17 protein-coding genes are annotated in these 23,864 nt (G+C 53.5%); 5 read left to right on the plus strand and 12 right to left on the minus strand.

Going from position 1 to position 23,864, the window contains the following annotated elements; translation table 11 throughout:
- Positions 1–102: 102 nt before the first annotated feature.
- Together OSC10802_RS0119060 and OSC10802_RS0119065 are read right to left on the minus strand one after the other, a co-directional pair.
- The gene (locus OSC10802_RS0119060; protein WP_017718372.1) at positions 103–765 is read right to left on the minus strand and encodes a glycoside hydrolase family 24 protein; all 663 of its coding nucleotides are present in this window, start codon (positions 763–765) and stop codon (positions 103–105) included.
- Between the two features lie 187 nt (positions 766–952).
- Entirely contained in the window at positions 953–1,612 is a 660-nt protein-coding gene (locus OSC10802_RS0119065) for an SDR family oxidoreductase (RefSeq protein ID WP_017718373.1), read from the minus strand.
- A gap of 579 nt (positions 1,613–2,191) precedes the next feature.
- On the opposite strand from OSC10802_RS0119065, the gene OSC10802_RS0119070 reads away from it, so the two are divergent.
- On the plus strand, positions 2,192–2,926 hold the full coding sequence (locus OSC10802_RS0119070) for a DUF1997 domain-containing protein (RefSeq protein ID WP_017718374.1): 735 nt from the start codon (positions 2,192–2,194) through the stop codon (positions 2,924–2,926).
- A 444-nt stretch (positions 2,927–3,370) separates the two neighbouring features.
- On the opposite strand, the gene OSC10802_RS0119075 is transcribed toward OSC10802_RS0119070, so the two are convergent.
- Positions 3,371–3,844 (minus strand): DUF4079 domain-containing protein, encoded by a 474-nt coding sequence (locus OSC10802_RS0119075; RefSeq protein ID WP_017718375.1) that lies wholly within the window; start codon positions 3,842–3,844, stop codon positions 3,371–3,373.
- A 977-nt stretch (positions 3,845–4,821) separates the two neighbouring features.
- Here OSC10802_RS0119075 and OSC10802_RS0119085 point away from each other — a divergent pair.
- The 3 genes from OSC10802_RS0119085 (at position 4,822) to OSC10802_RS0119095 (ending at position 9,234) form a co-directional block, all read left to right on the plus strand.
- Entirely contained in the window at positions 4,822–6,216 is a 1,395-nt protein-coding gene (locus tag OSC10802_RS0119085) for an ankyrin repeat domain-containing protein (protein WP_017718377.1), read from the plus strand.
- 493 nt (positions 6,217–6,709) lie between these two features.
- Entirely contained in the window at positions 6,710–8,518 is a 1,809-nt protein-coding gene (locus OSC10802_RS0119090) for an N-acetylmuramoyl-L-alanine amidase (RefSeq protein WP_017718378.1), read from the plus strand.
- Positions 8,519–8,760: 242 nt separating this feature from the next.
- Positions 8,761–9,234, plus strand: a complete 474-nt coding sequence (locus OSC10802_RS0119095; RefSeq protein ID WP_017718379.1) for a hypothetical protein — start codon at positions 8,761–8,763, stop codon at positions 9,232–9,234.
- Between the two features lie 227 nt (positions 9,235–9,461).
- On the opposite strand, the gene OSC10802_RS0119100 is transcribed toward OSC10802_RS0119095, so the two are convergent.
- From OSC10802_RS0119100 to OSC10802_RS0119110, 3 genes are all read right to left on the minus strand, one after another.
- Positions 9,462–10,364, minus strand: coding sequence for a 2OG-Fe(II) oxygenase (locus tag OSC10802_RS0119100; protein ID WP_017718380.1), 903 nt, complete (start codon positions 10,362–10,364; stop codon positions 9,462–9,464).
- Positions 10,365–11,021: 657 nt separating this feature from the next.
- Positions 11,022–12,569: a bifunctional phosphoribosylaminoimidazolecarboxamide formyltransferase/IMP cyclohydrolase gene (gene purH / locus OSC10802_RS0119105; RefSeq protein WP_017718381.1), complete on the minus strand. Its 1,548-nt coding sequence runs from the start codon at positions 12,567–12,569 to the stop codon at positions 11,022–11,024.
- A gap of 564 nt (positions 12,570–13,133) precedes the next feature.
- Positions 13,134–15,380: an ATP-binding protein gene (locus OSC10802_RS0119110; protein ID WP_017718382.1), complete on the minus strand. Its 2,247-nt coding sequence runs from the start codon at positions 15,378–15,380 to the stop codon at positions 13,134–13,136.
- Between the two features lie 257 nt (positions 15,381–15,637).
- On the opposite strand from OSC10802_RS0119110, the gene OSC10802_RS40855 reads away from it, so the two are divergent.
- Positions 15,638–16,102 (plus strand): type III secretion system chaperone family protein, encoded by a 465-nt coding sequence (locus OSC10802_RS40855; RefSeq protein WP_017718383.1) that lies wholly within the window; start codon positions 15,638–15,640, stop codon positions 16,100–16,102.
- A gap of 99 nt (positions 16,103–16,201) precedes the next feature.
- Here the strand turns inward: OSC10802_RS40855 and OSC10802_RS44545 are convergent, their stop codons facing one another.
- The 6 genes from OSC10802_RS44545 to OSC10802_RS0119145 all read right to left on the minus strand — a co-directional run bounded on the left by OSC10802_RS44545 (position 16,202) and on the right by OSC10802_RS0119145 (position 23,864).
- Entirely contained in the window at positions 16,202–18,835 is a 2,634-nt protein-coding gene (locus OSC10802_RS44545) for an eCIS core domain-containing protein (protein WP_026098623.1), read from the minus strand.
- Between the two features lie 239 nt (positions 18,836–19,074).
- Entirely contained in the window at positions 19,075–19,320 is a 246-nt protein-coding gene (locus OSC10802_RS0119125) for a hypothetical protein (protein WP_017718385.1), read from the minus strand.
- 163 nt (positions 19,321–19,483) lie between these two features.
- Complete coding sequence (locus OSC10802_RS0119130) at positions 19,484–19,918, minus strand: contractile injection system spike tip protein (protein ID WP_017718386.1); 435 nt, start codon at positions 19,916–19,918, stop codon at positions 19,484–19,486.
- Between the two features lie 425 nt (positions 19,919–20,343).
- Entirely contained in the window at positions 20,344–22,251 is a 1,908-nt protein-coding gene (locus OSC10802_RS45425) for an autotransporter outer membrane beta-barrel domain-containing protein (protein ID WP_017718387.1), read from the minus strand.
- A 31-nt stretch (positions 22,252–22,282) separates the two neighbouring features.
- Entirely contained in the window at positions 22,283–22,915 is a 633-nt protein-coding gene (locus tag OSC10802_RS0119140) for a phage tail protein I (protein ID WP_017718388.1), read from the minus strand.
- The gene (locus OSC10802_RS0119145) at positions 22,902–23,864 is read right to left on the minus strand and encodes a baseplate J/gp47 family protein (protein ID WP_017718389.1); all 963 of its coding nucleotides are present in this window, start codon (positions 23,862–23,864) and stop codon (positions 22,902–22,904) included. The genes OSC10802_RS0119140 and OSC10802_RS0119145 overlap by 14 nt, the downstream gene beginning before the upstream one ends.

A 23,864-nucleotide genomic window follows, 5' to 3' on the forward strand; every position in this document is an offset into this window, starting at 1 on the left:
CTGGAAAAAGACCCCTATGAAGACCTTTGTGCCATGTCGCTGCTTATTGTCTGCTGTGAAGAAAAATCAAACTAGAGGTTTAACACTCTTTGACCCGGCAATTTACTTAGCCGCTCGCAGTTCCTCGCGCAACATCTTTTGATATACCTCCGGCAAATCCCCCGTCATAGAATTGTCTTCTATGCCGTACCCCAGACTCGTCCAAGTCCCGGACAGCAGCCGCAACACCTCATTTAATTTTCCCTGGCGCAGCAGCTGTGGGATGTCCGCGCCCCAGGCGTAAGAATCGCTCAGCCAACCGTAAACCACGGCATCCTGAAACTCAGGCTCAAAGCTGTAGGACTTCCACCAGAAAAACCCTCCGGGATGCGGGTGATAGTTCCTGGCTTTCTCTTCCCACGTCGTCGTCAGCATCTGATACCGACCGGCAGCTGTAGTGCAATTATTCTTATTGGGACCGGTGACAATTCTGATGCAGCGGTCAGGATGCCGGCTCAAATCCGCGACGTACTCACCGCCATACAGGACAGAATAGGGCTGGGAAACATTGGACTCAGCGGCAGAGATGGTTCGCATCAGCGCCCTCACGTAGGGATCGCCCCCCCGCATCATCAGCGGCGGCAGCTGCTGGCCTGATAGGCCCAGCCGCCTCATCGGCCCACTGCCTGCCTGCCAGTACCACAGCAGGAACATCACGCCGGCAGCACAGGCGCAGCCTTTCAGGAAACTGTTCAGTGTATTTTCTTTGTCTATCTGTCTCAACACACACCACCCGTTCGTTCTCGCAGAACTTTCGACCCCTCTGACAGCTTAATGGCTCCCCGCCGGCACCCCCTCACATACGTTTGATTCACTCTTAAAAAATAGCCCGCTTTTGCAGGCTATTGCCTTCTATTATTGTAGCATATGTCCGGACTATAATGAAAAACTATACAGCCGGATAATAAAAATGTCAGCTCACACCGGCAAACAGCTGCTCAAAAGTCTTCTCAGGAGCATCTGCCTTAGTGATGACTTCGACTATTTTATTGCGCGCTGCCGGTTGAGAGAGGGCCTCCACGGACACGAGGGCCACCTTGGTGCGGGGAATGCGGCCATCAAACAGGGTGTCCGCACCGGACATCACCACCGGCTCACCGGTGTCCTCATTGAGCAGACCGCCGGGACGGACAATTGTATAAGTCAGCCCGCTTTTCTGGAGGTACTCCTCGGCTTGTTTCTTCCAGAGCAAAATCAGCCAAAACAGGTTGAGCGGGTGGAACAGCTGGGAGACGCACAGAGAAGACACCAGGACAAAATGCTCGACGCCTTTCGCTTTGGCCACATCCACCAGATTTTTAGTGCCCTCCAAGTCCACCTGGTAAGGGCCGGTGGGGTCAAAGCTGGGCCTTGCGCCGGTGGCGCACAGCAGCACCGTGCTGTCACCGAGAGCAGCGCTGAGGCTGTCCCTGTCCAGGACATCGCCGGTGACTAACTCTGCCTCCTCTGGCAGAATTGCCCTGCCGGTTTCCAAGTTGCGAACCAAAGCGCGGACGGGAATCTGCCGTTTGACTAACTCTCGGACAATTCGGCGACCCGTCTCGCCGGTAGCCCCTGCTACAAATGCTTTCATAACTTGCGGTTAGTGGTTAATGGTTAGCGGAACTAAACGTGCCAGCGCAGGTGGGGCCAATCCCACCACTGGGCTGTGGGGCTTTAGCCCAACTACAAGCCTTTGGGCTAAAGCCCAACTACAAACCTTTGGGCTAAAGCCCAACTACAAACCTTTGGGCTAAAGCCCAACTACAAACTGTGGGGCTAAAGCCCAACTACAAACTGTGGGGCTAAAGCCCAACTACAAACTGCGCCAGCGGATTTTCGGATCTGCCGGTGGGAGGAGGCACAATTGATTGCCGCACCCTGTCTTCTGGTTAAGCCGGCTACACTCCAGTGTAAAGATTTATGGATTGATATCGATCGCTTCCCAACCCCCATCTCAATCACACACGAGGCTTCTGGGAAGATTTTATCCTGATTTCAGTAGCAGTAGAGGAGTGCGGGCTCACCCCACCCTTAAAAAAACTTGTCGGAAAGTCTGGCAGAATCACTGATCTCGCTACCCTGAGATCGCCTCTAAAGTAGAAAATGAAACCCCACCGACAAAGTTGTAGAGACAAGCAAACCGATTAACCAGCGCAGGAAAAGGGTGGTCATGCAGTCACAACTCAGTGAAAGTCAAATGTTTGAAGTTTCCGAAGCCTTGTTAGAGTCCGGGTCAACCCTGGCCGTTGCCGGCGAGTTAGAAGCAGACGCGCCGCTGGCAAATGAGCAAATCTGGTTTCGCACTCACTTTGTCGGCAGGATGGAAATGCATGCCGGCGTTGAGGTTGTTGCTGATTATCTGAAGGCTCACCAGGGCTGGTTTCGCCGGTGCGCCCATCCGATGAAGGCGGAACCCCTGGGCGAGAACGGTTACACGCTGACCGTCGGACGCTTTGGGGCGTTTGGCTATGAGGTGGAGCCCAAAATCGGCCTGAACATGACCGTTGAGGAGGATGGGATCTACCGCATAGAGACAGTGCCGGTGCCGGATTACACCCCCCCGGGCTATGAGGTTGATTTTCAAGCCGTGCAAAAGTTGGTGGCAGCGGGGGATATGCCGGCGCAGGAGGGAGCACAAGCGCTCAACACTGCCATCACCCGCGTGGAGTGGCACTTGGATCTGGAAGTCGGCGTCTGGTTTCCCAAGTTTATTCAGGCGCTGCCCAAATCCCTGATTCAAAAAACCGGCGACCGGCTCTTGGCCCAAATCGTCAAACAGGTTTCCCGCCACTTGACCCACAAGGTGCAGGAAGATTTCCACGCCACTCTCGGCAGCGACGCTCTGGAAAGCTTTAAGAGATGGCGCTCCCGCAACCGCGATCGGGAAGTTTGCCAAGAGCGCTAGCACGGTCAGCTTGTGCCAGCAACCGGGTTTTTTTGGATGGCAGGGGGGTGCGCCGGCGGTGACTGCCCCCGGTTTCTTACCCCTTCAGAAGAATACAAGACCTGCTTTCTACTGGGAGCCGCACCAGCCCCGCACTGATATAGCAGTAGGCACTTAGGTTCGTACATTTCGGCCTCTTTTGCACCCCCGCACTCCGGCTCCTATTGTCCTAACCCATATTATTACTGGGATATAGACGTAGGGCAGCGTCTGGCTGCCCTGAAGGTCTAATGTTTTAACCCAAGTGAATACTGCGATATTTCGCATTTAATTTGCACTGTCTATCTCTATGCCCGCGTTCTGTAGGGGCGCGCTTACCCGCCCCTACAGACTGTTAATGCGGCTCTGGAGGCTGTTCCCCCAATATCGGACAAGCAGATTAAAAGCCTAACAGCTCCTAACAGCTTATGACATTTTGCTGATAATCCTTTGCATAATTTCTAGGCCGGTGATAGCCTGCCAGCCAAACAGACCCACCAAACTGAGATTGAGAAGGATGTGGGTGTAGCGGGCCCAGTCAGCGCCTTTTTGCATGAAAGGAGACAGGGAGGCGGACACGGCAATAATGCCGGTCATGCCCAAACCGGCGAGCAGGTGAGGCCCGACAAACAGCTTGCCGTTATTGATATAGGTGACAGCCATGCCGCCCAGAGTGCCGAGCACCATCAGCGCTAGCAGGGCAGAACCCACTTGGTAGTGCTTGAGGTTGTACTTGCCTTTAATCAGCTCTTTTCTCTTTTCTGGCTCAGCGGTTCGGGTGCGCTTCACCAGCACGCCCAGATACAGCGCGTAAAGAGTCAGTGCGAACAGCACCCACATTAAAGCGGGGTGGGCGAATTGGCTCCAGACTTTGACCTGTGCCGGGATCTCCAAGCTCATAGGATGCGAACATTTTTAAGAAACTTTATAAAACTTAGCACAATCTACATAATTTTTTAAACTTTCGCCACGAACTCTCACCTGTGCCGGCGGCTCCGGGACAGGGGGAGAGCGGGGGGGCTCGGTCGCGGGGCTGTTCTGGCTCTCTGCAGCGGGGGAACGCAGTCGCGGGGCCGCCCTTTAGGGGAGATCGCTGTGCCGGTGTCCAATACCAGAACCGCTATAATTGCCAGTCTGCAAAGCTAGTCTTGTGAGAGCCCCTGACCTTTTATCCCCGCTCGATACAAATCTCTCCCCCCCGGTGGCTTTTCAGGTCAGGGAGGAAGTTTACAGTTTACGATTAAATGATTTTCAAAAAAATCCGAGTTTAGACCGGTATTGTATATATGCTTTCAGCCGGATATTATAAAATTTGCTTCAAACCTGTCCCCCAGATGCCCTTTGCCCTGTGCCGGGGTGCCGGTGATACCGATTTTGAAAGCACAGGATCTATGTCAACTTGGGAGAAATTCCCCGCCCTCACCCCGCCCCCCCGTCCTTTCGGGGGTGGGTTTTTGAGATATGGGGTATTTTGAGGCGCGCAAAAGGGGGATAACAGGATTCCGAATCAGCTACCACTCACGGGATGTTCGGTTTACCGCATAAGAAATTACGGGAAACCGAAGCAAGAGTGCTATCGGCTGCAGACAGCCGTCACCCCTGTCGCGAAATGCCCGCAGAAGGGGGATCTCACCATTCCGACTCAGCGATTACTCACGGGATGTTCGGTTTACCGCATAAGAAATTACGGGAAACCGAAGCAAAAGTGGAGAGCTTACAGGGATGGGGAACGGTAGTTGGAGGCCAAACGAAAAAACCTGCCCCTGCAAGGTCCCCCCGTCACCCCCGCCCCCAGTCAGGCTCTCAGCCCACCGGCTTGCTGATTCGTCCGATTTAACGATAAGTTGACAGAGATTTCCATCGGATGACGCGCTGTCATGAGCTCCAAGCACGATGTTTTATTAATACGGGCGGCCAAAAGTGGCGATGTGAAGCAGGTGCAAACCTCGCTTGCCCGGGGTGCTTCTGTCAATGCCACCGATCGAGATGGCACGACCGCTTTAATGTTTGCCGCCCAGTATGGCTACAGCGAGATTGCCCGCGTGCTGCTCGATGCCGGTGCGGATGTCAATCAGGCCAGAAAGCGGTTTGGCGTAACGCCGCTGATGCTAGCATCTGCCGCAGGGCAGATTGACACGGTGCGCTTTTTGATAGAAAATTGCGCGGACTTGAACGCCAAAAATGATGATGGCAGTACGGCACTGATGGTGGCAGCCCTAAAAGGGCATTTGGAAATTGCCCGCACGTTGCTGGCTGCCGGTGCGGATGTGAGTGTCCAGGACCTCGATGAGGACAGTGCGCTGAAACTGGCAGTAGACACCGGCAGGGCGGATCTGGTAAAACTCTTGCTGGAACACGGGGCGTCTTACCAGCTGAAAAACGGCAGGACGCCGCTGATGCGAGCCGCTGAGCGAGGGGATGTGGCAGTGATGGAAATTTTGCTTGCAGCCGGCGCGGATGTCAGCGCCCGAGACAGCGAGGGGGAGACGGCGCTGATTCTGGCAGCAGACGGCGGGCACACCGGCGCGGTGCGAGTTCTGAGCGCAGCGGGTGCTCCCGTGAATGCCAAAAACCGCGAGGGCTGGACAGCGCTGATGGCGGCAGCAGCGGGAGGCGATCTGGAAACCGCCACCGCCCTCCTGGATGCCGGTGCGGAGATCGGTGCTAAAAACAAGGATGGCGAGACGGCCTTAAACTTGGCGGCGGTGGAAGGGCACGCCGGCGTGTTGCAACTCCTGATCGAGCGGGGGGCTGACGTTTCCGGGAGGAACCAGCTGGGGGACACCGCGTTAATGGTGGCCGCTTTGCACGGTGACAGTGAGATCGTGGAAACCCTGCTTTTGGGCGGCGACAAGCAGCAGGTAGCCTCTTTAGTGAATGCCAGAAGCGGCGGGGAAACGGCGCTGACGCTGGCCGCCTCTGCAGGCCACACCCAGACGGTGAAAGTGCTCCTCAGTGCCGGCGCTCACCCCAACACGCGCTCCGGAGACGGGAAAACGCCGCTGATGCGAGCGGCGGAAAACAGCAGCACCGGCATCATGCAAGCCCTGCTGGCCAGTGGCGCAGACCCCAATCTCCAAGACAGCGCCGGTGCCACAGCCCTGATGTGGGCCGTCCACCGGGGGCATGCCGGTGCCGCTCAAATCTTGACACAAGCCGGTGCTGACGTTAACCTGAAAAACCGGGGCGGCTACACCGCTCGCATGATTGCGGAATTGAACGGCAACAAGAACTTGGTGCGGTTGCTTGTGGCCGCCGGCGCTCGAGACTAGCCCCGCGCTGCCGAAATAATGGCTTCAAGTCGGGCCAGTACCCGCTCCTGTTGCAAAATTAACCCAAAATTAACGCCATATCATCTAAAATGTACAGGCACGAGCAAGGCGATCCCGATACAGGCATGCTGAGTGCCTGTCAGGGAACCGGACGGGCTGCGACCCGCCAGTGATGGGGGTGGCATCCGGAGGAGGGGGAGCAATAGGCGTACTCAGGTGGCAGCCCTTACAGAAACTTTGTTTTTGCCAGTCCGGTGAAAACAAGCGCCAGGGTGGGGCGATCGGGCGAGTGATTGCCAGAACGCAACTAGCTGCTAGCTCCCTTCAACCGCGCTCCGGCTAATAGCAGCACTCAGTTGGGCGGCTGGGTGAGCCGTATCAAGGTTGCATCACTCAAAGGTCAATCTCGGTTGTTGAGCAGCCCCAGCGACTGATTTAGCCAAAAATAGCTTGCAAAACCCAATTTAAGAGTGTGTGGATAAGTTTGCGGAACATGAGAAATGTCAACCAAGATTTAGGTTTGCCCAGCCGGCACAAATACCCTAAAAAAGGTCGCTGGCTGGGTTGGGTACTGCCGGGCTTGTTAGGTGCTTTGATTCTGGCATCCTCCGCCGAAGCCGCTCAGCTGAAAGCCTGGCGGTTTGACACCAATCAGAACCGGCTGTTTTTTACCACAGATGGCGGCGTTCAGCCCAAGGCACAGCTGGCGTTTAACCCGACGCGCCTGGTCATCGACCTGCCAAAGACGACGCTGGGGCGCTCGCCGGTCAGCCAGGCGGTGGGCGGCGCGATTAAAGCGCTGCGGGTGGGGCAGCTGAACTCGGATACGGCTCGGATTGTGATTGAACTGGCGGACGGGTACACCATAGACCCGCAGCAAGTGCTGTTCCAGGGGATTTCTCCCAACCAGTGGACAGTGCAGCTGCCAACTCCCCAGCGCCTCAATCAAGCGTCCCGCCCTTCGCAGCTCTCAGCAGCAAACCAGACTCGGCTGGAGGACATCGAGGTCAAGGCAGAGGGGCTGGTGATCCGCACCAGCGGGCAACTGCCACAGATTGACGTCAAGCGGAGTCGGGACCGCTCCTGGACGACGGTTGATATCCCCGGCGCTACTCTGTCGCCCCAGCTGACAAGCCGAACTTTGGACATTAATCGCAATGGGGTCAGCAGCCTGCAGGTGACGCAGCTGCAAACTTCGCCGCCGGTGGCCCGCTTGACGCTGATTATGGCTCCCACCAGCCCGGACTGGCAGGCTGGAACCGCACCGGGAGGGGTGGCCCTGTGGCCGCAGGGCGGATTGGCCCCCAGCATCGGGGCTGAAAGCAGTCTGGCTACCATTGAGTCGGTGGAGATAGCCGGCAATGGCACTCAACTTTTGGTGAGGGCGAACGGGCCCCTCTCTTACACCACGGGGTGGGACCGGTCCACCGCAGCCTACCGGATCGCGATTGCTAACGCCCAGCTGGCTGACTCCTTGAGCGGTCGCCAGCAACAGGACAGCCCGGGGGTTAGATGGGTGGAAGCTCAGCAGCAAGACGCGCAAACGGTTGTGCTTCTGGTTCAACCGGCTGCCGGCGCTCAGATTCAGGGAGTGCGCCAGCTCAGCGACCGGGATCTGTTCGTGCAAGTCACGCCTCCGTCTGTGGCGACTGTCCCGCGCTACAACCCGCCGGCGGCAGTTGCGCCCCCCCCTCTCCCGACTCGCTTGCCCCTGCCGGCACGGACTAATCTCCCCTCTACAACCCCCCGCCGCGCCAATGACCGGGTTGTGGTGGTGGTCGATCCGGGGCATGGGGGCGGGGATGCCGGCGCTATCGGCATTGGGGGGCTGCGAGAAAAGGATATTGTTCTCGACATCTCCCGCCAAGTGGCGGCAATCCTGGAGCAGCAAGGCTTGCAAGCTGTCCTGAGTCGCCAGGATGACCGGGAAATTGACCTGGAACCAAGGGTGCAGCTGGCCGATCGGGTGAATGCCACTCTGTTTGTCAGCATCCACGCCAATGCCATTGATATGACTCGCCCCGATGTCAATGGCATTGAGACTTACTATTACGACAGCGGCTATGACATGGCTCGCACTATCCACAACAGTGTTCTGCAAGCCACGGGGGCTCCCGACCGCGGGGTGCGTTCCGCTAGATTTTATGTCCTCCGCAAGACTTCTATGCCCGCTGTTTTGGTGGAAGTCGGTTTTGTCACCGGCGCTGAGGACGCTCCCAAATTGGCTGACCCCGCTTACCGCACCCGACTAGCACAAGCGATTGCTCGCGGGGTTATGCAGTACGTTCAGCGAATGCGCTAGATATGCCACTGGGCAACACCCTGTTTCCAACCTTGAGTGGGCTGAAATTCTGGGTTAACCTGTATAGAGTAAGTCTAAATGATTTACTCAACCGCTCTTGGCCCAGAACCCCGGTTTCTTAAAGAAACCGGGGTTCTGAAATTTACACGAATTATTTAAACTCGCTATATCAACTTTGCTCTATCTTTTCCCTGCGGTATTCAAGCACCCAACTTCTGTTGTGTTTCTGGAGGTATATCGCTATGTGCATTTCATGTCTCCTGTTTTCGGCTATCGCCCTTTTCACACCAGTAACAGCTTCGCCACAAGCCGCTAATCTGACGCCGGCGGATGTTTCCAGCCCGGCTTACAGTCAAGTCAACTCCTCGCAAGTGGCTGCTGAAACTCGCTCGGCTATCGCCCAAATGGTAGCCGGGCTTCCGGATTCCCCTGACATGCGCGTGCTGCGCGAGGAACTCCTGTCTCTGAAAGTTCAACTGGCTGCGGTTAAAGATGATGCGGAAGCCGACAAAATGATCGATGATGGGTTGCGCGCTATGAGCAAGCGCATTCTGGCTGAACCGAATGCCGGTCAGATTGTCGAGCACCTCAAAGGGATGCTGGTAGACGAGAGCGAGCCGCCTGCTAATTCTTCAGGGTTGAAACTCCTGAAAAGCAAAGGTCTGAACTATCTCTCTCTTAACGACAAAGGGAATACCTGGGGCTGGCTGCACTAACTGGGAAGTTATCAATCCGCTGAAATCTCCTGAAATCCAGAAACCCGGTTTCTTAAAGAAACCGGGTTTCTTTTATTAAGTGCGTGTTAAGCTCTTAGGCTTTTAACCTGCTTTTCCGCTGAAAGGAGGCAGAGCCTCCAGATTGCGTTCCCAGCCTGAGGCTGGGAACGAGAGATGCCGGTTTAAACCGCAATTTTCGGCACCCCCATGCCCGGTGCTCACACCCGCTACTTGCGCACCCACCCGTTGATGGTGAACCGGCTGTCGGCGAAGTTTTTGGAAGGGCAGCTCACCGGCAGCACTTCGTGCATGTTGCGGCTCAGGAAAAACACAACGCTGTTGTTGCGCGGCTCGACGGTTTTGAATGAGTCTGCTTTCACGTAGAAGTTGTTGTCTATCTTGCTGTCGTACAGCACTAACTCTCCGCCAGAAAACGCCTTGGGCTCCCGGTTAAAGTAGTAAACATAGGTGAGGGTTCGGGTGGCAGTTTCTGGGCTGCCGCTGTCGTTATGTATTTTGTAAAAATTGCCGTCGTTGTGTGCGGTTAGCTGCGCCTCTATTTGGGATACGGCAAACGGTGCCAGCCCAAATTTGCTAAAGAGCGCCGGCAGACTTTCATGAATTCTTTCTGTCATCAGCTGGGAAAACTCAGGAAATGAGTGGAGCACCCAAGAACGCCGGTAATCCGCTGCGCCGGTGGATGTGGTGGTTGGTACAAAAGCTGACTCGTTTGCCAAAGCGTACTCGACCAGCCGCTTGTTTTCTTCTGCTGTCAGGAAGTTGTCCAGTTGCAGGCACTCGGACACGACAATCCCCCGTGGCGTCGCTGCCGGCTTGACTTCTGCCGTCTGGGGGACTGGTGCTGTTTTTTGCTGCACAAAAATCGGCGGTTCTGTCACCAAACCAACCAGATTGTCGCTGGGAACGCACAGCGCCCCATGCCCTTCGTTTATGGGAATCTGCAAGAGGGTGCTGGCTGTTTGATTCTGGGTGCGGGCTACGAGAAGTTTTAATAGATTCTCCAACATCGGTGAGTCGGACTTCAGCCAAAGGCTGTACTGGTGCCCTCCGGCTAGGAGAAGTTGAACTTTAACGTCTTGGGTTTCAGTCTTCCGTTGAGCGGATTCCATAAGCGCTTTGAGTTTTGTCAGCGTTCAGTTGCAGTGCGATTGTCAACTTCGGTCTTGTGGGAAGCATCCCCTTTTTGCAAAAATAGGCTCTCCTGAATGAAGGGGTATAAGTAAACTCCTTTTAGGTGTCACAGGGCAACCTGAACTAGCAATTTCCCATGTCCTCTGCCCTCTGCCCCACACCCAGTTGAGAGGGATTTTGTCATATATAGCGGTTCTCAGTTGGATGAACTATGGCCCAGAAACCCGGTTTCTTTAAGAAACCGGGGTTCTCAGTACCTCACCAATATGAGAAAGGCTATATTTACAATTTCGGAACGCTCCCGTAATATGTCCATCATAATCACTGACGGTAGGCTTTGTGCCAGGTTCGTTTCACCGGCCTTGATGTTAAGTTTGTTTGAGCCGCCATCATTTCCGGATGGGGCGGGCCGGTAGCGCCGGCCCCCAGCCGGGGATTTTATATAAGTTATTAACCGGATTATTAAGAGGCTTTAGCTATTTCAGCGCTTTATTTCTTGTACGAGCAGCGGTTTTGATTGAGGTGGAGATTTCAAGCTACATAATAACCGGATAATTGCTTTATATTAGACGGACCGGCAGTGTCAGGGCTGGCGGGGGAATGGCCGCCAGCCACAGGGAAAAGGTCAGTGGAACTTAATGCAAAAAGTGGCGGATGCCGGTGATCGCCATCACTAAGCCGAGTTCATTGGCTGCAGAGATGACATCGGTGTCTCGCAGGCTGCCTCCGGGTTGAGCGATGGCCACAATGCCGGCTTTGGCGGCGGCGCGAACCGAGTCATCGAAGGGGAAGAACCCATCGCTGGCGAGAACGGCACCGGCAGCTTTCTCACCGGCTTGTTCCAGAGCGATTTTCACGGAACCGACGCGATTCATCTGACCGGCACCCACGCCGAGGGTGGCGCTGTGGCGGGTGACGACAATGGCATTGGACTTGACGTGTTTGGCGACTTTCCAGGCAAACAGCAATTCTTGCAACTGCTCTGGTGTTGGCTGCCGGTCGGTTACGATTTTCCACTGGGAGGGATCTTCCAAGGCATCATCGGAACCCTGCACCAGGAAACCGCCGGCAATGGCTTTCAGGGTTTCCTTCGGACCGGCTTGCAAGTCTGGCAAAGTCAAAACCCGCACCTTAGACTTGCTTTTCAGGATTTTCTCCGCCTCGGGCTCACATGCCGGTGCGACCACGCACTCCAAAAAGGTCTGGGTGAGCGCTTTTGCCGTGGCGGCGTCTATCGGGCGGTTGAGGGCGACAATCCCGCCGAAGGCAGAAACCGGATCTGCGTCCAGCGCCTTTTGATAGGCTTCGGCCAAGCTTGCGCCCAGGGCGACACCGCAAGGATTGGTGTGCTTGAGGATGGCGGCGGCGGCTGGCTGTTCCGTGCCGGTAAATTCGGAAATCAGGCGGCGGGCGGCTTCTAAATCCACCAAATTATTGTAACTGATCTCTTTCCCCTGGACTTTGGTGGCTGCTGCCCAGCCGGTTGGGGTCGCCCCGACTTGATACCAGCCCGCCAGCTGGTGGGGATTTTCCCCATAGCGCAAGGGTTGCAACTGGTGGCCCGCTATCCCGTAGCGGGGCGGCAGGGCCAGCTTGTTAATGCCGGTCAGGTAGGTGGCGATCGCTTCGTCGTAGGTAGATGTGTGCCAGAATGCCTGCAACGCACAAGTTTGGCGAAATGTCAAGGAAGTTTCTCCGCCATTTTGCCGCAACTCCTGCAAGCAGGTTTGATATTGCCCAGGCTCGCACAGAACGGTAACATATTTGAAATTTTTGGCAGATGCCCGCAGCATGGCTGGCCCACCAATGTCGATTTGCTCGATGGCTTCGGGCAAGGTGACGTCCGGTTTGGCGATGGTTTGCTCGAAGGGATAGAGGTTGACAACAACCAGATCGATGGGGGGAATCTCGCTGGCTTCCAAATCAGCAGCATCTTGCGGCAAGTCCCGACGCGCCAGGATGCCGCCGTGAATGCGGGGGTGCAGGGTTTTGACGCGCCCCCCCAAAATTTCGGGGCTGCCGGTGTGGTCAGAAACCTTAGTCACCGGCAAACCGGCCTCTTTGAGGGCAGCTGCCGTTCCCCCACTGCTAATGAGCTGGAATTGAAATTCTTCTACTAAGCTGCGGGCGAGGTCAATTAGCCCCGTTTTATCTGATGTGCTCAGCAGTGCTAGACGCGCCATGACTCCGACCTCCTCTCCGAAAAGGGTTAGCAATTTTGCCTTTCCTAGGATAAAGCCAAGTTTTCTTTTTCCTCTCAGGCGTAATATTTGCTTTGGTTTCTCCCGCCAGCTGCCGGTTGCGCCTGTTTGTAGTTGGGCTTTAGCCCTACCCGCGCGACTCCCATGAACTCATAATTTCCCTAATTTTATAGAGGCGCTACTCTCCTACCGCTTGTTGAATATGCATTTGATATCTGCTTTTTTTCTGGAAATATGCAAATTAAAATATTAAAATCTTTCGTTCGTAGGGCTTATGCCCAACTACTAACTTTGGCAGGACTTGCGCAAAACCTCTATCTGTAGGGTGGGTTAGCGTCAGCGTAACCCACCCCACACTACATTGAGTGTCGCTGCATAAGTCCTGTTTGGGCTAAAGCCCAACTACGAACCTTTTGGGCTGAAGCCCAACTACGAACCTTTTGGGCTGAAGCCCAACTACGAACCTTTTGGGCTGAAGCCCAACTACGAACCTTTTGGGCTGAAGCCCAACTACGAACCTTTTGGGCTGAAGCCCAACTGCGAACTTTACGGGGGGGCGAAATCCGCCTCGGTCAATATCTTGCCCATTTTCTGGTACTCCCGCCGCACCGCGCGCAGCAGGTGATTCATGCTGACTGATCCACCGTCCTCGGCAGCTAGGAAAGCAGCGGCTAGGGCGATGTTGCGAATATTGGCTCCGCTTATCTCAAACCGGCGCGACAGGAAATCCAAATCTATGTCTGGGCTGCGAGGCGTCGCGTCGGGCCAAATTTTCTCCCAGATGCGGCGGCGATCTTTTTCTTTTGGAAAGGGAAACTCGACGATAAAACGCAGCCGGCGGACAAAGGCGTCGTCCATATTGCTGCGGGCGTTTGTCGTTAGAATCGCTACCCCTTCATACTCCTCCATTTTCTGCAACAGGTAGCCTACTTCTATATTAGCATATCGGTCGTGAGCGTCTTTCACTTCTGTGCGTTTGCCAAACAGGGAATCGGCTTCGTCAAAGAAGAGAATTGCGTTGGAGGCGGCGGCTGCGGTGAAGATGCGGTTGAGGTTCTTTTCGGTTTCGCCGATATATTTGCTGACAACTTGGGATAAATCTATTTTATACAAGTCTAACTGCAATTCACCGGCAATCACCTCGGCTGCCATTGTTTTGCCTGTGCCGGGCGGGCCAGAAAACAGGACGTTTTGCCCTTTGCCGAGGGACAATTTGCGGTCGAAGCCCCAGTCTTCATGCACGAGATGCCGGTGTTTGGCTTGATGGCAAATTTCCGTGAGCTGGGTTTGCGGGTCTGCCGGCAGTACAATATCTTCCCAGGTATATTTAGGCTCGATTTTCCGCGCCAGTGCGGCTAAATCGTGGCCTGATTGAGCGCGGGCGGCGGCGAATAGGATTGGCAATTTTGGATTTGGGATTGTGGATTTTGGATTGGGGATAGGGAAATTTTCTTCTGTGTCTGTGTTAACCGGATCTTCTGCGGCGGCTTTCCAGCGGGCGGTGTTGCCGGCGGTGGCGGCGGCGTCGGCAATTTGGTCGGGTGTCAGGCGGAAGCGTTCGGCTAAGGCGTCGAGTTCGCTGTCTGGGATGGAGATGCCGGTTTGTGTCAGGCACTCTTGCCAGTATTGCCGGCGCTGGTTAAAATTAGGGAGGGTAAAGGGTACTGTTACTATCCCTAAGGCACCGGCTCCCCCCGGTATCCACGAGCTGGTGCCGGCTAGAATAGTAATTCCCTTGTGTTCGGCAATGGCTGTCAGCAGGTGCTGGTAATAAATGGCGTGTTCTTCGCTTTGCAGAGTTTCTAAATTGTCGAGATAGAGCAGGGCGTTTTGAAACCAAGCTTCGCGGAATATTAGTCTGATAGTTGCCTGGAAGTCGGCTTTGGCAGCGACAATTTGGGCGAGGTCTGCTGTGAGGAAGGGGGTTTGAATTTCTGCGGCTATGTCTTGGGCGGTGCGGCGCTTGCCGGTGCGGTCTGCTCCTTGGAAATAGAAGCGCAGGGGGTGCTGGGTTTGCCGGCTTTCCAAACAGAGGATGCTGAGAGCTTTGTGGTCAGAAACCGGGTTTCTGGGAGAAACCCGGTTTCTCGTTTCCAGCTGGTCAGAAACCGGGTTTCTGGGAGAAACCGGGTTTCTGGTTACGGCGGGATTTACTAACTGGCAAAATGGTGTTAGCCGGCTGTCTAGTCCTGTTTCGCCCAGCAGGAAGCGGACAACTTGGGCGTCTAGCTGGAGGTTTTGGGCGAGGAGGGAGGGTTTGGGCTGGTTGGAGTCGGCGATGAGGTGCAGCAGTTGGTGGCGGATGAGGGGGGCGTCGGGGGAAAAGCGAGTTCGCTGTTGCAGTTTGTCGGCGGCGGTGGCGCACAGGAGATTGAGGGCGAGATCGACGCTGGGCTGTTTGCAGCGCACGTCGTCTTGCAGGTAGGCATAGAGGCGTTCGTAGCGCCGGTCGAGTTCGGGGGCGAGGGCGATGGCGAGGATGTCGAGGTCAAAGTTGGATAAGTTGAAGGTTTGCTGGAGCAGCGCCAGTCGGGAGCCTTCTGGGGCTGGGTTTGGTAAAGGCTGTTTTGGGTTTTCTGTTTGCAGTTGAAGGGGGCTCGCGCCGGGTTCGCGAACGAGCAATTGTTCGACTTCTTGCAGGGTGATGTGCAGTCCGCGATAGGGATCGGTGGCGGCGTCGGAGCCATAGGCGGCTTCGGCGGCAGCGACGGCGTGCGCCAGGAGTTTGTCGAGCCGGTGCAGTAGGGGAAATAAGTCGTCGAGTGCTGCGAACCCTTCTATCCTGTCATCCATTGTTTTTTGGGGTCGTTAGCCATTGAATTGTGCTGGATCGGGACTAATATAAACCGAAAGTGATATGACTTAATTGCTCTGTCTCAATTGCGTATTATATGAGTATAATATAAATCTACGCATTTGACGCAACATAGCTATTTTTGCGAGACTTAAAAGTCCACCATAAGATGGACATACCCTGCGGTAACGTGCAAACTATCAAAGGATTTGCTAAACTATAGTGTTAGCAGTTTATAGTCAAAGGATTAAATGTTATGCAGCTTCAAGAGATTCAGCAGTTCCTCCAGTCTGAACCATTTGCCACATCGTTTGAGCCAGCGAGTGAGGAAGCCCCTCTCGACCGACTGTTTGTTATTCTTGAAGGTGAGCGAGGCAACTATTTATTGGAAATTGCTTACATTCCCAATCTAGACGATCAACTTGAGAATCTCGAACTCCTGCAATTTTTTGTTCGCCTTCCTTGTGAAGTAAAACAATCCGTTAAGCCTAATGTCAAGGATTTAATCCTGCGATTAAACATCAATAGCCCGTTAATAGGCTGGGGATTCTACGAAGACCTCGACTTATTATATTTTCGCCATGTTTTAGTTCTCTCCAACCTTTCCGGAACTCATACCCAAGAAATCTTCGTCGGAACTGTCTGGCTTATTTTTTACCTGCTGGAGTCTTTTTATCCGGAAATCGTGAGGATTACAGAGGCTGAAATTAATCCGGAGTAACGCGCTTTCTAAAGAACGATTTCCTGCCAGCATCATCGCTCTATAATAGAGTCTAACCCCACCGATAATGTATGCCCGGTGGGTTAGACTATAAGAGCATCAAGTATTCAAGCCTTTCAACTGTTTAATAACTAAATCCCTGACGGCTGTAGTCGCCGCAATGGCCATTACCCCCTCTAATTCTTCTGAGTCTAATTTCTGGTTGTCTTCCTCATATTTTTTCTTTTCCTTCTTTCTGGCGTCTTCAGCAACTTTTTCCAATTCTTCCTTTTTCAGGTTCAGGATGGAGTAGACCTCATTGAGATCCATTTTCAGGATCTCTTCAGCGGTTAGGGAATACGAGGCGTCTTTTTGCTTAGTAGATTTAAACCGGCTGAAAATGAACTGACTCTCGAGAAGGTTTTTCTTTGCTAGGCGCGATAATTCCGCTTGTCTGATGCTCTCACAAATATCCGCATCTTTTATCGGAAGCAATTTATCTGCATATACCTGCTCATCCAGAATAAATTCTAAACGTTCTTTGGTCTTGCCCTTAGTGTTTTTGATTTCCTTTTTCAGGGATTTGCCATAAGCTTGTACGTCTTCCCCTAGTGCTTTGTTTGGTTTTGCTGGCAAATCACTGCCGACCCTTTTAAGGATATCCACTAGGCCGTCGAATTCTTGGTTAAAAATGAATGAATAAATATCTTGATCTGTGAGTAACATCGCTCCTTCTTCTTGCAAGATATATTTCAGTACGGCTTGTAAGTGTTTCTTGTTTGTGCCGTTGGCGTTATCGATTTTCTGCTTAAGCGTCTCATAGTAAGCAATTCTTTCTGCTCCTAGCCATCCTGGAGGAATCGCATTTGCAGCATTTGCAGCCTCTTGGAGAGCTGATATCGTCTCGTCGTATTTGCTCTGGGCGTTATCCCGCATGTACTGTTTAAAGGTCTTAAAACCTACCCGACTCGCCTTAAAACCAGTCGCAATTCCAGCAATAATAGATGCCGGCACTGCGCCTACTCCACTTACCGTTAAGCCTCCGCTAACAATGCCAGCAGCACCAAGAACCATTTCGATACCCGCATTGGCCTGCCGTTTCACAAGTCTTTCTCTAATGTGCATTAGAGCCTTTTTCTCTTCTTCGCTTCGCCCTAGTGCTAGTCTGTCAAGCTCCTCTTTCTGCAAACAAGCGCGACTGATTTTGTAAGTATTTCTGAAGATATCCAGCGAACCTGTAACTATCCCAGAAACACTGGTAGTATGGCCCAGTAATTCTTTGGCTCCTTCATTTCCAGCAAGCGTTGCTATAGTCTTGCTCAGCCCTAAGGCTTTGGCAGAAATGCTATTTACAGTTGCAGCGCTTTCAAAGACAGTCTCTATTATTCTATGTGTTTTTAGCTCCCCTTTATATTTGCCCGCTTCAATGTCCTTCATCAACTTGGCAACAGCTTCTACTCCCTTTGCTACTTCATTTAACAAGCCAACGCTATCGTTCATCACTGAACTCACGTTACTTTCCATCAGAATTTCTGCGTCTTTGCTGGCTTGTTCTTTAGAACCAGAGAGAGCCGATTTAATCTTGATGTAGGTATCCGAACGTAGTAGTTTTGTTGCGTTCATCAATTGGGCGGACGTCTTGATGGTCTGACTGGCCAACTCTCCCGTGGATTTTTTCTCAATTTCTTCTAGGAATTTCGTAGCTTCTTTCACCATTCCAACCAGCTCAATCACTCCTCCAGCAATATCGGATACAGCTCCTATAACTTGAGACTCTGTATATAAATTTTGCGACTCTAAAATACCCGAAACGCTTTTGGTTGTGTCTGCGCCTATTTTAGCTCCCTTTATGCCCACATCCAACTTATCTTTTTTCGGGTTTCGGATATCGTCCATCAAACCCCCAATCCCCCCGACAATATTCCCTGCACTGCCCGCTATATTTAGGCCCAGCTGAGCGTTCTCGGAACCTCCTATATTATTAGTTTTAAGGTCTTTTGCCACATTGGTTGTAGTGCCGCCCACAGCACTCCCTACTTTCAAAAATTCTTGTATCAAGTCCTCTTTCTTAGTTGGCTTAAGTTCACACTGCACAAGTTGGCTCGTCCCACCCTGCTGCACCACATGAGTCAACTCATGAGCAATTAGCTGCCGTCCTTCCTGACTTCCAGGATTGTATTCTCCCTGGCGGAAGAAAATTTCTTGCCCTGCGGTGAAGGCGCGAGCGTTTAAAGAACGATTGAGGCGATCGGACTCGGCACCGGCATGTACCCTGACACCGCTGAAGTCCGCTCCTCCAAAAGCTTGCTCCATCTTCTCTCGCAGGGCTTTGGCAAGAGTGTGTCCGCTACCTTTTTCTCCCTGGATAGACGCTTCGAGTTCTGGGGCGACAGCTCCTCCCTCACCGGCACTTAAGGGCGATACCACCGGCTTTTTCTGCAGCTGTTGCGCCGGCACTTCTTGGCGCTCAGCGGTGTGGCGCTCACCGGCGACTTCAGTGGTGGGCGCATTTAACCGGCTCGCGACTTCAGCCGCTATCCGATCCGCTTCTCGCTCGTACCGATCTCCCGCAGCGCCCAAAGTTAATTTGGCTTGAATGGGAGTGCCACTCTGCGGCAAAAAGGCAGCCATCGAGCCGGACAGACCGGCAAATTGCGGTTTGGCTTGGATGGGCGCAGGCGGGTTGCTCTGGCGCTGCGCCTGAATCTGCCGGCTCACCGCCCGGTTGCCAATAGCGGCTTGCAGCTCCTGCACAGGATGAGCTTGCGGTCCGGCGCTATTTTTTGCCGGTTCCTGAGGGCTTTGTGCCGCTGTTTTGGGTTGGAGATGTCGTTGATGTCCCATGATATTTCTCGTCCGCTACTGTCAAGGTTGAATCGGTTGGTTTCTGAAAGGCAACGCTGTCTATATAAATTATACCGTATACAGCTTTATCAGTTGCCCGCCAAGTAGGGTGGGTTTCGCACTAGGTTTCGCACCCCACCCGCTGAAAATTATGAAGTCGCCGCCTCAAGAAGTGGCCCAATTCTTTCCTGCACCTCAGGAGATTCCGGCAGTGGGGCGTTCCCCTCGCTGTTGGCTTTGGCCAGTTCTTCTTCCAGCACCTGAATTGCGCCGCTGATGCGCAGGAGTGTCTGTCTCACGCTCGCCTGCTGGGCTTCTAAGTCAGACAGCATTTTTTGACCCGCTTCGTATTCTGATTTCAGGGATTGGAGGCGCTGTTCTAGCTGTTCTTTCATAAGGCAAGACTCCTCTGTATTGTAATTCAAAACAAGGCGTTTCACATTCGAGAAATGACTCCCCCTTTCTTCTCCCCCTCCCCGTTAACGGGGAGGGGGTTGGGGGGTGGGGTTCCCAGCAGCAAAAATCTGGAATCATCCTGGCGGGAGGCCCACAAAAAGTTTAAGTGGCTCTGACTTTCATGTTAGTGGTGATGAAGGTGCCGGTGCCAGAATACTGGGGGGTGGCGTCGGGGACCGGCGACCCCGGGCCAGGGGGCGGTTGCTGTGCCGGTGCCGTCACTTGAAATTTAGCAGTAAAAGTGCTGCCTTTGAGCAGCACCGGCTTGCCGCCGGATTTGGCTTTCTTGGCTTTTTGATCTCCGCCCAGAGACTGGATGGATAGGGTTCCCATACCGGGAATGGTGTGCTGCGCCGTTATGTAGTTACAGTCGGGAACGATGACTTTTTTCTCGTCCCCATCCACGCAGACCAGCTTGCCGGTGATTTTGCATTTGCCGGTACCCGCCAGGGTTCCGGGCTGCACCACCACGGTTGCTTGGCCAAAGGTGGGGTTGAACATGGCTTTGTCGCCGGTAATCAGGATAAAATCCGCCATTTTATCATCCTTTCGCTACAGCTGCTGTTCAATTTTTTCCCCGTTTGGCGCGTTTTTCAGAGCGGTGCGGTACATTTTTATATCCGCAGGCATCCGGGGATCTGAGACGCGATTTATCGCGTCTGTAGAAGCAGGGGCTGGTTTAGTAACATACTGGATTTCTGATAGATATCTTGGCTGAGCCCGCCCCTGCTAGAAACCCATTTCTCAATCCGATCTGTACCCTCACAACTTGAAAAGCGGGATAGGAATCGTGTCACTTTTGAGCCCGGGCTCGAAGTCGAAAGCACCTAAGTGCTATCTTAAGCCCGCGCAGGCGGGCGAAAGTCTGTCGCAGTAGCTAGAGCCTGGAAACTAGCCAAATAGTAAAAGTAACACGATTGCGCGGGATATCTGTCAGCGGCTGAGAATTAAAAGCTCAGCGCTTACCGGGTGCCAATTGCAATAAATTCAAATCGCCTATCAGCCGCACCACCGTTACCGTCCCCACATTTAAGCCGGCATTTACTTGTGGAAACAGCAATGACTACAGCGTTGTCACGGGTATCAGCTCCGGTGCTAGTGAAATCGTCAGCATCGGGATAATGTTGAGTCACGACAACTGTTGGTTTGGCAGAAAACGATGCAGTGAAGTTGATGTCATATACCCCTGTACTAACCTTTGATACCGTAAAACCCGAGCCACTGTCAATGCCTCCCGAGGGCCTTACCGCACCGCGTATGATGCGAAGAACTTCAGAGCCAACGGCTGCATAATAGCCATTCACTTTGAGATTGCCGGCGACCTCTAACTTTTCGGTGGGAGCATTTGTGCCGATGCCGACATTGCCATCTCTTTTGAGAATAATTCCGTTCCCCCAGGACCAATTTCCATCACTATTGTCATGGGTGATTTGCAAAAAGTCGCCCGATAAACCATTGCGGGTGTGAATGATAAATTTTTGGTTGTTGGTTTCGTTAAAAAGGATATCCCCAACCACATGAAGTCTTCCACCTGGATTCGCAGTGCCAATGCCGACAAAGCCATCCTTAATGGCCATCTGGACTGCGCCGCCGGTGCCCGCATTGAGTTCGGCGTCATTATGGGAACCGCCTTTATACCAGGCAAAGTTTTTATCCGTGCGAAAATACTGCGTGCCGCCCTGCACCCCGATGCCATAACCTTGCTGCCACAAATTAATCATCTGCCTGACTGTGCTGCCAAAGCTGAGATTGCCACTGGCTGTTGTGATGCCGCCGCTGCCCACGGATAAAGAGTTAACCGTAAAGCTGCCCGCAGTGAAAGCGCCAGTAATGTTGGCACTGGCTGCCGTAATGCTGCCGCTGGCTTTGATATTCCCCGCAACTTCTAACTTTTCGGTGGGAGAAGCAGTGCCAATGCCGGCGTTGCCGTTTGTCGTGAGATTGCCGCTAATCGTGGCACCGGCTGCCGTAATGCTGCCACTGGCTTTGATATTCCCCGCAATTTCTAATTTTTCGGTGGGAGAAGCTGTGCCAATGCCGGCGTTGCCGTTTGTCGTGAGATTGCCGCTAATCGTGGCACCGGCTGCCGTAATGCTGCCACTGGCTTTGATATTCCCCGCAATTTCTAACTTTTCGGTGGGAGAAGCTGTGCCAATGCCGGCGTTGCCGGTTGTCGTGAGATTGCCACTGATGGTGGCACTCCCTGCCGTAATGCTGCCACTCCCAAGAGAGAGACTGTTACTGGTGAGGCTGCCGCTAACTTTCAGAGATCCCGTGACGTTCAAATCGCCGGTGAGAACCGCTAAATTGCTAGCGCTGTCGCCCCCAGAACGCAGGGTCGGGCCATTTCCGCCGCCGGCTGGCAGGTAAACTCCCGAATACTGGCGCACTGTGCTGTCAACTTTAACTAGGCCATCTTTATCAACGCTCAGCTTTGCCAGCTTCACAGATTCCGGCGGATCGGGATCTCCTTCTGCAACGACTGCAATCAGCGGCTTTTCATGCCAGCGCCGGTTGCCTTCGCTCCCCTCCTGCGCCTTATCTGACTCTACCTCTTGGTAGGAAATAAACAGGTTTACCGTTAGATTTCTGTTGCCAGCTACGGAAACATTTCCCGGTTCGGCTAGAACAATCAGCCGGCCTTTGGGGTCAACTGCTGTGCCGGCAGCTACGCTGACGGTATCGGCTGCGGTTGAAGTTACCCCCACACCTTCGCTAATCCCCGAAACCTGGAGAATCCGGCTGAGCCGGCGCTGCCGGTCAATGTGATATTTCTGTTCGTCGATAAAGTCCTGGTCTTTTAAAAACTGACCGTCGAAGTAGCGGAGCCTCTTTTCAACATATTCCGGTTGCTGGTAATTAGCTGCCATTTCCGTTCTCCTGCGTAATGTTTGTTCTGGCTCAGCGAATTGTTGTGGTGCCCAGCAGGGTCGTCCTCCCCACAATTATCCCTTTGGCCAAATCATTATTTTTGATTTGCATGGTGGAGAGCAGTACCTGGAGCCTGTAAAACGTGTGCGCCGGCTTCTGCAAGTCCAAAATTGTTTTGGCTATCTGCTGCTGTCGCCGCAGATTTTGCGGGTCGCGCTCGCTCAACGTTATATCAACTTGGAAATAGTGAGCCGGCAGGTCGAACTCATAAATCTTAACTTCCTCTCGGGTGTAAAGTTCTAACAATCTCTTCACCCCTGCCTTCGTCCCCCTCAGGCGGTACAAAGTCGCAATATTGCCGATAAACTGGCGCTTGAAACTTTCATCCCAGTCCTCCCGCAGGCTGGCGGCCACCCAACTGGCAAGCCAGGGCAAAAAATCCGCTGGAGTTTTCTCCGCATTAAAGTAAGTGTCGATCCGGTCTAGGTACTCTTCTAAACCGTACTGTTCTGGAATTATATCATCGGGTTCCCCTGGCGTCAAGCCGGTTAAAATCCGCTCCATCGCCAGCAGGAACCGCCCGACAAACGCATCCGATTGCAGGTGGGCCGGCAGGTACTGCAAATAACTGCTTAAGCGGCCCGATTGGCTATTTTCTGTCATGGATTTGCCAAGCCTCCATTACGGTAAACTCGCCTGCAACTGCTGCAACCAACTGATAGTCCCGAAGCACAATCTGCTTGACCGTACCTTCCGGGGAAATTGCCGTGGCTTTCGATGTATCCACTAGCTCCAAATTTACTTTCTCAACATAGTCCACACCGGCAACCCCATCCAGCAATTCGTAAACTTCAGAAACATAGACGCTGCGGCCCAAAGGCCAGCCGGTGCTATCCGCGCCACCCTTGAGAGGGTGAAAGAAATTTGTGATGATTTCCCTAACCCGCTTGCTCACCTCTTCCTTTCCCGCACCTTCTTGCAGAATTAGCGTCGCCCCAATCTTAATTTTCACATATTCAGGCCCGACAACATCGTGGCGTGCGGTGAGCAACCGCCGTTCGTCGAAAAACCGCCACAAAGCCGCCAGCAGTGCCGGTGATGGTTGGGGCGTAGCTTCTGTGTCTGGCGCGTCTGGAACCACCACCAAGCTGATATGTCCGGGAGCCTTTTCCAATCGTTTTTCTGCGTTATCCAGCCCCAGGTTGCGCTCCGGAAAGCATCGCGCCCGCTTAATTTTGCCGAATAACTTTGCCTCATGGGTCTGATTCCAGTCTTCTGTGGCCAAGCGCTCAAAATCCTCGCAAGTCACCGCCCGGTAGGGCTTTCGCAAATCGGCAACGGTTTTGCGAATTGCCGCCTGCAACTCGCCCTCCAGTTTCCATTTTGGCCCGTTCAGCAGCTGCAGAAACGTTTCGATATTCTTATCGGGCACTTGATTGACCCGATAGAGTGCCATTTCCGTCAGCCAAGCCAGCAACTCAATCAAAATAATGCCGGTATCCGTTGGGTTGTGGTCTGTCCATTCCGGACACTCAATAGGAATCTGGGAGCGGGCTGACTCCACCAAGTCCGCATAAGTGCGGTCGTCGAGATTGGGTAAGGGTAGCGGCAT

This window comes from Kamptonema formosum PCC 10802, assembly GCF_000332335.1.
GTDB lineage: Bacteria > Cyanobacteriota > Cyanobacteriia > Cyanobacteriales > Oscillatoriaceae > Oscillatoria.

Bases quoted from the DNA above. Each gene is read 5' to 3' on its own strand.
- purH (WP_017718381.1), bottom strand. From the start codon at position 12,569: ATGGCGCGTCTAGCACTGCTGAGCACATCAGATAAAACGGGGCTAATT.
- OSC10802_RS0119075 (WP_017718375.1), bottom strand. From the start codon at position 3,844: ATGAGCTTGGAGATCCCGGCACAGGTCAAAGTCTGGAGCCAATTCGCC.
- OSC10802_RS0119145 (WP_017718389.1), bottom strand. From the start codon at position 23,864: ATGCCGCTACCCTTACCCAATCTCGACGACCGCACTTATGCGGACTTG.
- OSC10802_RS0119140 (WP_017718388.1), bottom strand. From the start codon at position 22,915: ATGACAGAAAATAGCCAATCGGGCCGCTTAAGCAGTTATTTGCAGTAC.
- OSC10802_RS0119085 (WP_017718377.1), top strand. From the start codon at position 4,822: ATGAGCTCCAAGCACGATGTTTTATTAATACGGGCGGCCAAAAGTGGC.
- OSC10802_RS0119090 (WP_017718378.1), top strand. From the start codon at position 6,710: ATGAGAAATGTCAACCAAGATTTAGGTTTGCCCAGCCGGCACAAATAC.
- OSC10802_RS0119110 (WP_017718382.1), bottom strand. From the start codon at position 15,380: ATGGATGACAGGATAGAAGGGTTCGCAGCACTCGACGACTTATTTCCC.
- OSC10802_RS45425 (WP_017718387.1), bottom strand. From the start codon at position 22,251: ATGGCAGCTAATTACCAGCAACCGGAATATGTTGAAAAGAGGCTCCGC.
- OSC10802_RS40855 (WP_017718383.1), top strand. From the start codon at position 15,638: ATGCAGCTTCAAGAGATTCAGCAGTTCCTCCAGTCTGAACCATTTGCC.
- OSC10802_RS0119125 (WP_017718385.1), bottom strand. From the start codon at position 19,320: ATGAAAGAACAGCTAGAACAGCGCCTCCAATCCCTGAAATCAGAATAC.
- OSC10802_RS0119065 (WP_017718373.1), bottom strand. From the start codon at position 1,612: ATGAAAGCATTTGTAGCAGGGGCTACCGGCGAGACGGGTCGCCGAATT.
- OSC10802_RS0119070 (WP_017718374.1), top strand. From the start codon at position 2,192: ATGCAGTCACAACTCAGTGAAAGTCAAATGTTTGAAGTTTCCGAAGCC.
- OSC10802_RS0119130 (WP_017718386.1), bottom strand. From the start codon at position 19,918: ATGGCGGATTTTATCCTGATTACCGGCGACAAAGCCATGTTCAACCCC.
- OSC10802_RS0119095 (WP_017718379.1), top strand. From the start codon at position 8,761: ATGTGCATTTCATGTCTCCTGTTTTCGGCTATCGCCCTTTTCACACCA.
- OSC10802_RS0119100 (WP_017718380.1), bottom strand. From the start codon at position 10,364: ATGGAATCCGCTCAACGGAAGACTGAAACCCAAGACGTTAAAGTTCAA.